General features: G+C 42.3%; 9 protein-coding genes. 7 read left to right on the top strand and 2 right to left on the bottom strand.

Features of this window, described 5'->3' with window-relative positions:
* The first annotated feature begins 32 nt into the window (after positions 1-32).
* Positions 33-2123: a serine hydrolase domain-containing protein gene (locus MHB71_RS10905; protein ID WP_340029572.1), complete on the top strand. Its 2091-nt coding sequence runs from the start codon at positions 33-35 to the stop codon at positions 2121-2123.
* A gap of 121 nt (positions 2124-2244) precedes the next feature.
* Here MHB71_RS10905 and MHB71_RS10900 read toward each other — a convergent pair whose 3' ends face one another.
* Both MHB71_RS10900 and MHB71_RS10895 read right to left on the bottom strand, forming a co-directional pair.
* On the bottom strand, positions 2245-3630 hold the full coding sequence (locus MHB71_RS10900; RefSeq protein WP_340029571.1) for an MFS transporter: 1386 nt from the start codon (positions 3628-3630) through the stop codon (positions 2245-2247).
* Between the two features lie 114 nt (positions 3631-3744).
* Positions 3745-4170 (bottom strand): MarR family transcriptional regulator, encoded by a 426-nt coding sequence (locus MHB71_RS10895; protein WP_336759968.1) that lies wholly within the window; start codon positions 4168-4170, stop codon positions 3745-3747.
* Between the two features lie 299 nt (positions 4171-4469).
* On the opposite strand from MHB71_RS10895, the gene MHB71_RS10890 reads away from it, so the two are divergent.
* The 6 genes from MHB71_RS10890 (at position 4470) to MHB71_RS10865 (ending at position 12849) form a co-directional block, all read left to right on the top strand.
* Positions 4470-6587, top strand: a complete 2118-nt coding sequence (locus tag MHB71_RS10890; protein WP_340029570.1) for a serine hydrolase domain-containing protein — start codon at positions 4470-4472, stop codon at positions 6585-6587.
* Between the two features lie 342 nt (positions 6588-6929).
* Entirely contained in the window at positions 6930-7334 is a 405-nt protein-coding gene (locus MHB71_RS10885) for a GNAT family N-acetyltransferase (RefSeq protein ID WP_340029569.1), read from the top strand.
* A gap of 162 nt (positions 7335-7496) precedes the next feature.
* Positions 7497-8171: a response regulator transcription factor gene (locus MHB71_RS10880; RefSeq protein WP_076327686.1), complete on the top strand. Its 675-nt coding sequence runs from the start codon at positions 7497-7499 to the stop codon at positions 8169-8171.
* A complete protein-coding gene (locus MHB71_RS10875) occupies positions 8168-9529 on the top strand; it encodes a HAMP domain-containing sensor histidine kinase (protein WP_340029568.1) in 1362 nt (453 codons plus the stop codon). Before MHB71_RS10880 ends, MHB71_RS10875 begins: the two co-directional genes overlap by 4 nt.
* 194 nt (positions 9530-9723) lie before the next feature.
* Entirely contained in the window at positions 9724-11850 is a 2127-nt protein-coding gene (locus MHB71_RS10870) for a serine hydrolase domain-containing protein (protein ID WP_340030161.1), read from the top strand.
* A 57-nt stretch (positions 11851-11907) separates the two neighbouring features.
* Positions 11908-12849, top strand: coding sequence for an alpha/beta hydrolase (locus MHB71_RS10865; protein WP_339199494.1), 942 nt, complete (start codon positions 11908-11910; stop codon positions 12847-12849).
* The last annotated feature ends 126 nt before the right edge of the window (positions 12850-12975 follow it).

The following is a 12975-nucleotide window of genomic DNA, read 5'->3' as shown; positions in this document are numbered from 1 at the left end:
CCAAAACACTTAAAATTCAGGAGATGATGTGAATGGGACGACAAAAGGGAAAACGCACTTCAATCGCCGTGTTAACGCTGGCATTAACCATGTTAGCTCCAATGTCTGCAATGGCTGCGCCTACTACAAGTAGCAGTGATCATACGTATGAACCAACCAAGAAAACGGTGATGGAGAAAGCCAAGTTACTCACTGAGAAGCATGGAATCACAAGCCTGCAATATGCCCTTATCGATGGTGGCGAGATTGTGGTGTCCGGTCAGACGGGCAAAAACGATAAAAACAACAAGGTGCCTCTTACGCCGGATACAATCTATGGCATAGGATCAACGAGTAAAATGTTCCTCACAGCTTCTGTTATGAAGTTAGTTGAAGAAGGCAAGGTGGATTTGGATCTGCCTGTTGTGAACTATATACCTGATTTCCAGATGAAAGATCATCGCTACAAACAAATCACACCACGCATGCTGTTGAATCATTCTTCCGGTCTGCTGGGAGGCACGGGCAGTAATGCCACATTGTACGGGGATAATGATACGTACTCACATGATACGTTTCTGGACCAATTGGCAAGTCAAAACCTGAAGGCAGATCCCGGCGAGTTCTCGGTGTATAGTAACGATGGGTTTACGTTATCCGAGATTATGGTTGAACGTGTTAGCGGCATGAGTTTTACAGCTTTTATACACCAATATTTTACGGAACCTTTGGACATGAAACATACCAAAACACCACAGGATGTGGTTGACACGGCAGCAATGGCGGGAATCTATTCTCCTATGTATGAGGGTCAGCTTCCACAAGAGAATTATAATGTTATCGCTACTGGAGGCATTTATTCCACCGCTGAAGATCTTGCGAAGTTTTCACAAATCTTCACGGGAGAGGTCCAAGGCATTCTTACCGATAAGTCTGTAGAAGCCATGGCGCAAGAAGAATACAAAAAAGGCATGTGGCCAGAGGGTGGCGATACGTCTATATCTTACGGATTAGGGTGGGATAGTGTAAATCTGTACCCATTCAGTGAATATGGTATCAAGGCAGTAACAAAAGGTGGGGATACCATATCGTATCACTCATCATTAGTCGTACTGCCGGAATATAATCTGGCTGCAGCCGTTACCTCATCAGGTGGGACAAGTGCCAAAGATCAGTTCATTGCGAGTGAATTATTACTCAGCGCACTTGAGGAAAAGGGCATTATTACAGAACGGAAGCCGGAAAAATCGTTTGGTGTTCCAGTGAAGGCAGATATACCTAAAGAAATAGCCACGAATGCAGGTATATATGGCGGCAATAATTCAGTTAAGAAGATCGAAATGAATAGGGCTGGACAAATGACTGTATCCACACCCGCAACTCCAAGTGATCCGGCTCAAAAATACACCTATACAGCAGATGGTACTTTTGTTAACGATGAAGGCACGGAAAAGTTGAAATTTGTTAAGGAGAAGAATGGAAGGACTTATCTGTGGTATCGATCTTATATATCCTTACCAGGACTTGGACAATTGGCTTTCTCCGAATATAAAATGGAGAAGCTGGAAGCCAATGAATTATCCCAGGATATTACGGCCTCATGGGAGCAGCGTGAAGGTAAAAAATATTACCTGCTGAATGAGAAATATACATCAACGGTTTATCTCAATTCGGCACCAATTCTCCCTATTCATTTGGACAAAGAGACCCCTGGGTATGTATCCAATACTAAGATTATTGGAGCAAACGAAGCAGTCACGGAGCTGCAAATCCCTGGCCTGGCTGGACGTGATACAAAGGAGATTTACTTTGCTAAAAAGAACGGAGTAGAGTACATTACAGCCGTTGGTAGCATATACGCCAGTGAGGAAATGGTACAACCACTCTATTCGGGTAAACAATCTCTAGCAACGATTCAAGCAGACGGATATGCCAGATGGTTTTCGATACCAGCAACGGTGAAAGGGAAAGTCATGACGGTTAAAATGCCTGCAACTGGCGCCTTTGCCGTATATGATCAGAAGGGTATTTGTATTAATCACACCGTAGTCAGCGGTGAGAACGAGGTTGTTTTACCAGAAAACGGCCGCATTGTATTTGCAGGCGACGTGGATTCCACATTTGAAATTTCATTAAACAAGTAAATGGATTGGTTAGTTGATCCAGTGAAAATAAAAAGACATAAAACCTTCTCCATGACGTGGAGGAGGTTTTATGTTGTTGATGCAGGCCTTATTATATTTTCGGAATTCAGGACAGAATCAGTTACCCCTCCGTGGCTTTCGCCTGCTTGATGCGAAAGGAAATCGTAAAGCTCAAGAGAACGAAAAGCAATTGAAGAGACAGAGCCAATATAATCCCCGTCAACAACCCCAAATTTAGTGACTGACTAACGGCAATGAGGGCTCCGCCGATTCCAATGCTTACCCCCGGACTAAATGCATCTGTAAACTGAAGGCTGGCAGATATCTCTCCTTCTTCACCCGTTTTCGTGTGCTGCAGTGCAATCGCTCCGGTCGTAGGATGTGCCAAACCGATGCCAAATCCAGTGAAAAGCTGTGAAATCACTGCAAATGCGATCCCTCCTTCGGGGAGGCCAACAGCGAGAATGACCGCAGCAACGCCAATGATCATAAATCCAATACCAATGGTTACCCGTTTCTTTCGGCCCATCCCATGGTCTTTAGCATCGAACTTTGACTGAAGCCAGGCTGCCGCTGACCAGCTTAATGCACCCGCGGCTACAATTAATCCCGCCATATCTGCTGGAAGCTTTTTCACATCTGTCAAAGCCAAGACAACATAGCTCTCGGTCGCATTATAACTAGCAACAAAGAACCCTCTTGAAGCAATCGTAGCCGGTAAACCTCTTCTGGCACTTAAAGTTCCCTCAGGCAGCAGCTTTCGCAAAGGCTGAATCATGATAAGCAATCCTGCTACCGAAAGTACAATTCCTTTCCAATCCGTTATAAAGCCTAGCCCGGCAAGCAACATTCCCGTTCCAATTGTCAGTAGTACTGCAAAACCTTCTTTTCGGTTATTCTTGGAAGGGGTATTCACTCTAACTGTAAATTTGCGGAAAGCGGGAAGCGTCAGCATGACAGCCAAACCAATGAAGGGAAGCACAAGCCAAAAAACAACTCTCCAGGAGATATGCTCCGCTATAAGCCCGGCAATATAAGGGCCAATTAATGCAGGTAAAATATATGCGCCGGAAAACAAAGCAAGTATTTTCGTTCTCAGCTTATCGGGATAACCTAAAGTAATGCTGTAATACACACACGTAATGATACCGCCTCCACCAAAACCTTGAAACACTCTTCCTATAATTAGGGTAATCATATTCACGGAACTAGCCGCAATTACGATGCCGATCACAAAAAACAGTATCGATATGCCAAACGATGCAAATACGCCGTTTTTGTTGATCCGCGCTCCAATGATCATTGTTCCAAGTATTTGTGCCAAAAGAAAAGAGCTGAATATCCAACCGTACAAATGGAGCCCATTCAATTTTTGAGCCAGGCTTGGAGCAATCGTAACAACTGCTAAACCTTCAAACGCGACGGTAGTAACAGCAAGAATAATCCCAATGGTCAATGCTCTGTACTTGGCGTCAAAAACTCCTGCTTCTTTTGGTGTTATTTCCATCTTAAAAATCTCCTTTTAGAATAAATTTTAATAGTCTCAACCATAGTTGCTGCAGCAAGTATATGTCAAAAAAGTTATCCCCCCCTTTCAAAGTGGAGAGGACTCCTCTTTGGACTATAGATCTTTTACGTTGTTATACATTACAGTAAGAATCCTTCTAAACATCTCAACCTCCTCCTTGGATAATCCCTGGATCGTTTTATTATATGCATCCATGGAAGGAGCAAGAATTTCATCTTTCATATCTCGTCCTTTAGGAGTTAAATAAACACGTAAAGATCTTCTATCCGTCTCATGAATCACACGATAAATAAATTCCTTCTTTTCCAGCTTAAACAGCATTCGTGCAACATTGGTCTGGTCCTTGTGCAGTCTCTCAGCAAGTTCCTTTTGAGTAATCCCTTCTTTTTCCCAGAGTACGACTAGGATTTCCCACTGATCCACTGTGATGTCAAACGGATTGACTACCTTTTGATAGTAATTATTCAGTTTAAGTGCCGCGCGTTGTACATTAACACCGATATATTTTTCTAATTCCAAGGTTTTCCTCCTAAATAATCGTCATGATTATAGTTGCTATGACCATTATAATTCTGCCTCTTTTTTGTGTCAATCATATTTATTGGAGTGAAAACGACGCCGCTAATCTAAGCATTATCTCCATTTAAACAAGTTTTCCGGTACGCACTAAATTGTAAATCATCATGTACTAAAATTATTTTGCCTGTTCATATTCGGTTCATATAGACGTCACGAGCAGTCCATTTACATGGGTTAAGCTTATTTTAGCGCCAAAGCAAGATACTCTAATAAAGAGATACTGACAGGAGAAGATGCAGATGATACAACAAGAGAAAATGAACGCGGTCAAGAGAGCAATCAAAAAACGAACTTCAATTGCAGCTTTAACCCTAGTGTTAACGATGTTAGCCCCGCTATCTGCAATGGCCGCACCGGCTCCCCTGAACAACAGCAACCTTACGTATGAGACAACAAAGAAAGCCGTGATCGAAAAAGCCAAATTACTGACCGAGACATATGGTACGACGAGTCTGCAATATGCGCTCATCGATGGTGGAGAGATTGTGGTGTCCGGTCAAACGGGCAAGAACGATATAAACGACAAGGTACCTCTTACTTCGAACACCGTCTATGGCATTGGTTCAACCAGTAAAATGATGCTTACAGCCGCTGTAATGAAGCTGGTTGACGAAGGCAAGATTGATTTGGATGCGCCTGTTGTGAACTATATGCCTGACTTTACAATGAAAGATAACCGATACAAACAGATTACACCCCGTATGTTGCTGAATCATTCCTCCGGTCTTCTGGGTACCTCAACCAGCAATGCCACATTGTACGGAGATAATGACACGTATTCACATGATACGTTTCTGGAGCAATTGGCGAATCAAAACCTGAAGGCAGATCCCAGCGCATACTCAGTCTACAGCAACGATGGCTTTACGTTAGCTGAGATTCTGGTCGAAAGAGTGAGCGGCATTGGTTATACTGCATTTATACACAAGTATTTCACGGAGCCTTTGGATATGAAACACACCAAAACACCACAGGATGTGGTTAATCCGTCAGACATGGCGGCAATCTATTCCCCTTTTTATGAGGGACCACTTCCAAAAGAGAATTATAATATCATCGGTACTGGAGGTCTGTATTCCACCGCTGAAGATCTGGTCAAATTTTCAAGAATCTTCACGGGAGAAGTTGATGGTATTCTTTCCAGTAAGTCTGTAGAAGCTATGGCGCAAGAAGAGTATAAAAGAGGCATGTGGCCAGAGGATAGCGATACGCTGATGTCTTATGGGTTGGGGTGGGATAGTGTGAACTTGTTCCCATTCAACGAGTACGGCATTAAGGCCGTTATGAAAGGTGGAGATACGTTATCTTATCAGTCCTCATTAGTGGTACTTCCGGAATACAATATGGCTGCAGCCGTTATCTCTTCAGGCGGGTCAAGCTTAACCAATAATTTCATTGCGAATGAATTATTACTCAGTGCACTTGAGGAAAAGGACATCATTACAGAGCGGAAGCCAGAAAAATCATTTGGCGTACCTGTGAAGGCAAATATGCCTAAAGGAATATCCAAGTATGCAGGTATATATGGCGGCAATAATTCGGTTATGAAGATCAAAATAAATACGGCTGGAAAAATGACTGTATCTTCACTTACAGCTCCGAGTAATCCGGCTCAAGAATACACCTATACAGCAGATGGTACTTTTGTTAATAACGAAGGTACAGACAAGTTGAAATTCGTTGTGGAGAAAAATGGGAAAACCTACTTGTGGTCACGATCTTATATATCCGTTCCAGGACTCGGACAGCTGGCTTTCTCAGAATATAATGGGGAGAAGCTTGAAGCCAATAAATTATCCAAGGAGATTAACGCTGCATGGGCAAAGCGCGATGGTAAAAAATATTATCTGGTGAATGAGAAATACACATCAATGCTCTATCTTAATGCTACATCGATCCTGCCTATTCAGTTGAATAAAGAGAATCCGGGGTATATGTCCAATAATAAGATTATTGGAGCCAACGAAGCAGCCAATCAATTGCAGATTCCGGGTACTGCCGGACGTGATACGATGGACATTCATTTCTCCAAAAAGAACGGAGGAGAGTATCTTACATTTTCAGGTTATGTATACGCTAGTGAGGAAATGGTGAAACCAATCTATTCGGGTAAACGATCCGCAACAACCATTCAAACAGATGGATATGCCAAATGGTTTTCGGTACCAGCGGCTGCGAAAGGAAAAGTCATGACAGTGAAGTTGCCTGCAAAGGGAGCCTTTGCTGTCTATGACCAGACCGGAATTTGTATTAATCACACCGTAGTTAGCGGTAAGAATGAGGTTGTTTTACCAGAAAACGGCCGCATTGTATTTGCAGGTGACGTGGATTCCACTTTCGAAATTTCATTAAAATAGATGAATTCTAGTAAGGTAGCAAGAACATGAACAGAAAAAAGTTGCAGAATGGTATTATCCCCTCTAAGTAGACAGCCGGCTAAATAGTCGACTGTCTTTCAGTTAAACTAAGGGGCAGATTAACGCTAAAGTCTCTCAGGATTAGTATGCTTATGTAAAAGAAGTATTTTTATGAATTCTCACATGTAAATAAATACAAATTCGACTTCGTTTAATCCATTTTGTATATATATTTTTAATAGTATATTGAGGTAAATGTAGTGATTATTCACTTTGAGAAATCCGAAATGGCTTTGTCTGTATTATTTTATTGCTGTTAGTTTTATGAGAGGAAGGTATAGGGTGAGTATTTATTACGCTTCAAGCAAAGAGGATATCACTAAGGATGCACTCCAAGAGTTATTTCTTTCGGTAGAATGGGAGTCTGGTAAGTATCCAAACGAGCTTTTACAAGCAATCGCAGGGTCTCATTCAATTGTTACCGCTTGGGAAGGAGGAAAGCTTGTCGGTTTAATAAATGCTTTGTCAGATGGTGTTTTAACGGTATATTTTCATTATATGCTTATTAATCCGAGTTATCAGAGTATAGGTATAGGTAAGGAAATGATGAATATAATGCTTGATCGATATAAAGAGTGTAAAACAAAAGTATTAATTTCTTATCCTCATGCAGTGGATTTCTATAATAAATTTGGCTTTAATACGGAGGATGGAGCTACACCAATGTTTATCTCAGAGTTGATATGATTGAGCTAACATGATAGGTTAATTTAACGAAACTAAGAAGGCAGCCGAACAATGTAATCGGCTGCTTTTGTTCAATTTAACTATAATTAGTTTGTCACTTCAGTTAGAATTCTTCGCTCTTGCTCAACTGAAGAATTATTCTTTTTTAGGAGAGTGGAAACGGTGCCTACGATATTAGTTGCTGACGACGATGCGAACATTCGCAAACTCGTCTGTTTATTTTTGCGCAACGACGGATTTACAACCATCAACGCCGTAGACGGAAAGGAAGCCCTGGCTATCTATACCTCCACGCCAGTCGATTTGGTTATTCTTGATATTATGATGCCAGTCATGGACGGTTGGGCATTATGCGAGGAACTTCGAAGAGCCAATCCGGATCTTCCGTTACTAATGTTGACGGCAAGAAACGAGACCTGGGAGAAAGTACAAGCATTTCAGCTTGGGACAGATGACTATATGACGAAGCCATTCGATCCGCTTGAGTTGATGGCTCGCGTAAAGGCACTGTTGAAACGATACCGTATAGGTTTAACGCAGACCATCCAGTTAGGCAACGTCATCCTGAACCGGCAGACTTATAAGGTCATGAGGGGTACAGAGTCGTTCACCTTGCCGCTTAAGGAGTTCGAATTATTGTATAAGCTTGCTGGATTACCGGGACAAGTCTATACGCGGGAGCAAATAATCCAGCAAGTTTGGGGGATTAATTATACTGGCGATGATCGAACGATAGACGTGCATATTAAACGTCTACGCGAACGTTTTGCGGCTATCTCCGATTTTCGTATTGAAACGGTGCGCGGGCTTGGCTACCGGCTTGAGGTGCAGGAGTGATCGGTTCCTTGTATACACGCGTAGTCCTGACCTTTCTGGTCTCCGTGATCGGGGGCATAATCCTTTCTTTTCTTGCTACAACCTGGATATTTCAAGATAAATTAAACGAAAACTTACAAGGCTCCTTGCTTGACTTTGGCCAGGATATCGTCCGCATCTACGAGACATTGCCGTTACATGAAGCAGAAATGTTTATAAGTGAAATGAAACAACTCAATTCCTATCACATTCGAATCTATAAAGCAACGGATCAATTCCAATCCTATGGAGAACTTAAAGGACAACATCCTTTCCTAGTGACGACAGAACAAGTGAAGAAAGTGCTGGATGGGGAAAGGGTCCAAGTCAATGGAATCGATACGATCTTCTTGGGATTGCCGATAAAAACTGAAATGGGAAGCGTAGCAATGTTTGTAGAGCCCCTCACTTCCTCTTCCACCTCATTTCTTATCAAGTTTGTTTTAACTTTTATGATTTGTTCGTTAATAGCAGGGAGCCTATTGATACTAATTGCGGCTATGTTTCTGGTGAGACCGATCAAAAAGCTGACAGAAGCGACCCGGCTTATAGCTGCTGGAGATTTCAACGTCAAGCTTAATATTAAACAAAAGGGTGAGATAGGTACTCTGGCTCGTAGTTTCGAAGAAATGATGCACGATCTACAGCAGCTTGAGCAGATGCGCAGGGAATTCGTAGCAAACGTGTCCCATGAAGTTCAGTCTCCGCTCACTTCCATTTCCGGTTTTGCTATAGCGCTCAAGCAGGTAGACCTCCCGGATGACGAAAGAAGCGATTATCTCGATATTATCATCACTGAAACTGCACGAATGTCCAAAATAAGTGATAGTCTGTTAAAGCTGAGTTTGCTTGAATCTCAATCATTGCAAATGCGGCTCGCCAGGCTCAGTCTGGATGAACAGATCAGACAAGTAATCGTCGCTATTCAACCCCAATGGTCGGCCCGTAACATTCAGTTTGATCTTGATTTGCAGCCCACCAAAATCACGGCCGATCATGACCGGTTAAATCAGGTGTGGATCAATATCTTCGGCAATGCCATCAAATTTTCCGAAGATGGTGCCCGAATTAGCATCAGGATCAAACAGAATATCAAGAACGTGACGATCCGCATATCGGATTCGGGTATTGGGATTCTCCCGGAAGACCAAAAGCGTATATTTGACCGCTTCTTTAAAGCTGATCGTTCCCACAGTCAGAAATATGAAGGAAGCGGTATGGGACTAGCTATTGTAAAGCAGATCGTCTCGCTTCATCAAGGGGACATCCGGGTGGAGAGCGAATATGGACGAGGAACGACCTTCATAGTCATCTTGCCAATCACAACACCCACAGAGTGATTGGATTTCATGCCTTCACTAGGTTATGACACCCTGTATAAACCTCCTTGCGTGTGATGATGCAAACTTTTTTTGCCTGTTCATCCTCCGTTCATGCTGTAGTCATTAGGGGGACATCTTGGTTTGTTATATTGTCTTTAGCGGCCACGTTAAGGTGGCTTAACACAATGATGAAGACAGGAGTAGATGCAAGAATGAAACCAAGAGAGGTAACAAAACTGAAGATGAGTGTGAGGAGAGCAAGAAAGAGAAATACTATAGCTGCTGTGACTCTCATGCTGACGATACTTGCCCCAATGTCTGCAATGGCCGCACCGGCTCCCATGAACAACAGCAACCTTACGTATGAGACAACAAAGAAAGCCGTGATCGAAAAAGCCAAATTACTGACCGAGACATATGGTACGACGAGTCTGCAATATGCGCTCATCGATGGTGGAGAGATTGTGGTGTCCGGTCAAACGGGCAAGAACGATATAAACGACAAGGTACCTCTTACTTCGAACACCGTCTATGGCATTGGTTCAACCAGTAAAATGATGCTTACAGCCGCTGTAATGAAGCTGGTTGACGAAGGCAAGATTGATTTGGATGCGCCTGTTGTGAACTATATGCCTGACTTTACAATGAAAGATAACCGATACAAACAGATTACACCCCGTATGTTGCTGAATCATTCCTCCGGTCTTCTGGGCACCTCAACCAGCAATGCCACATTGTACGGAGATAATGACACGTATTCACATGATACGTTTCTGGAGCAATTGGCGAATCAAAACCTGAAAGCAGATCCCGGCGCATACTCAGTCTACAGCAACGATGGCTTTACGTTATCCGAGATTCTGGTCGAAAGAGTGAGCGGCATCGGTTATACCGCATTTATACACAAGTATTTCACGGAGCCATTGGATATGAAACATACCAAATCACCACAGGATGTGGTTAATCCGTCAGACATGGCGGCAATCTATTCCCCTTTTTATGAGGGACCACTTCCCAAAGAGAATTATAATATCATCGGTACTGGAGGTCTGTATTCCACCGCTGAAGATCTGGTCAAATTTTCAAGAATCTTCACGGGAGAAGTTGATGGTATTCTTTCCAGTAAGTCTGTAGAAGCTATGGCGCAAGAAGAGTATAGAAGAGGTATGTGGCCAGAGGATAGCGATACGCTGATGTCTTACGGGTTGGGGTGGGATAGTGTGAACTTGTTCCCATTCAACGAATACGGCATTAAGGCCGTTATGAAAGGTGGAGATACTTTATCTTATCAGTCCTCATTAGTGGTACTTCCGGAATACAATATGGCTGCAGCCGTTATCTCTTCAGGCGGGTCAAGCTTAACCAATAATTTCATTGCCAATGAATTATTACTCAGCGCACTTGAGGAAAAGGGCGTTATTAAAGAACGGAAGCCGGAAAAATCATTTGGCGTACCTGTGAAGGCAAATATGCCTAAAGGAATATCCAAATATGCAGGTATATATGGCGGCAATAATTCGGTTATGAAGATCAAAATAAATACGGCTGGAAAAATGACTGTATCTTCACTTGCAGCTCCGAGTAATCCGGCTCAAGAATACACCTATACAGCAGATGGTACTTTTGTTAATAACGAAGGTACAGACAAGTTGAAATTCGTTGTGGAGAAAAATGGGAAAACCTACTTGTGGTCACGATCTTATATATCCGTTCCAGGACTCGGACAGCTGGCTTTCTCAGAATATAATGGGGAGAAGCTTGAAGCCAATAAATTATCCAAGGAGATTAACGCTGCATGGGCAAAGCGCGATGGTAAAAAATATTATCTGGTGAATGAGAAATACACATCAATGCTCTATCTTAATGCTACATCGATCCTGCCTATTCAGTTGAATAAAGAGAATCCGGGGTATATGTCCAATAATAAGATTATTGGAGCCAACGAAGCAGCCAATCAATTGCAGATTCCGGGTACTGCCGGACGTGATACGATGGACATTCATTTCTCCAAAAAGAACGGAGGAGAGTATCTTACATTTTCAGGTTATGTATACGCTAGTGAGGAAATGGTGAAACCAATCTATTCGGGTAAACGATCCGCAACAACCATTCAAACAGATGGATATGCCAAATGGTTTTCGGTACCAGCGGCTGCGAAAGGAAAAGTCATGACAGTGAAGTTGCCTGCAAAGGGAGCCTTTGCTGTCTATGACCAGACCGGAATTTGTATTAATCACAGCGTGGTCAGCGGTAAGAATAATGTTGTTTTACCAGAAAACGGCCGTATTGTATTTGCAGGTGAGGTTGGTTCCAAATTCGAAATTTCATTAAAAAAATAAAATGAATGGATTTCCAAACGGCTGAACACCAAACGAACTCAACAGGAGAGAACCATCATGATGAAAAAAATATTAATCATTTTGCTCAAAATATTCGGAGCCATCGTTATCGCTTTTGCATTATTTATTGCCACTGTTTTTATTGTTAATGTATTTAGCAACAAATCGGAAGAAGGGAAAATAAAACCCTATGGTCAGTTTGTAGCAGTTGACGGGAAAAACATGAATGTGTTGATTCAAGGAAAAGGCAAAGAAACGGTGGTATTGCTTCCTGGATACGGAACACCTGCCCCAGCCCTTGATTTCAAACCGCTTATTGATGAGCTATCTCCATTTTACAAAGTCGTTGTCATTGAGCCTTTCGGTTATGGATTAAGTGACATTACTGAAAAAGAGCGTACCACTGAAAATATGGTTAGTGAAATTCATGAAGCGTTACAGCAACTTGGTATTCATAATTACACGCTCATGGCTCACTCCATTTCAGGGATATACGGCCTGGATTATGTGAACAAATATCCAAACGAAGTAAGTTCATTTGTCGGAATTGAGAGCAGCGTCCCAACGCAGGGAGGTAATGATGATCCATTTCCAACCGAAACGTACAAACTGCTTAAAAAATCAGGATTCTACCGATTGTTAATGAAACTGGCCCCTGATCAACTGATTGCACCCGATGTTGATGATGAGACCAGAGAACAAATTAGAATACTTTCACTCAAAAATACGTTTAATCCGAACAACCTGAATGAAGGCGAAAACTTTGGTCCTAATTTCAAAGCAGCTGAGAACTTGTCCTTCCCCAAAGATCTTCCGTTGATTTTCTTCTTACAGGCGAATGATACGGAAACGGAAGGCTGGATACCATTACATGAAGAGCAAGTCAAAGATTCTGTGCATGGAAAAGTGATGACATTTGAGGGAGAACATTATTTGCATCACACCCGATCCAAAGAAATGGTTCAAGAATATAGAAAGTTTATGAGTGAGATAAAATAGTAGTGTCGCCAACAAAAGAAGTCGCGAAATCGCGGCTTTTTTTTGTTGGCAAAATGATGAATATACAAGCGTAGTTACTTTATTGGAAAATTTAGGTTGACACTTCTTTTTATCGCGTATACAATC

The sequence above is a fragment of the Paenibacillus sp. FSL H7-0940 genome (assembly GCF_037979415.1).
Classification (GTDB): Bacteria; Bacillota; Bacilli; order Paenibacillales; family Paenibacillaceae; genus Paenibacillus; species Paenibacillus amylolyticus.
This window is presented reverse-complemented; position numbering and strand designations above follow the sequence as displayed.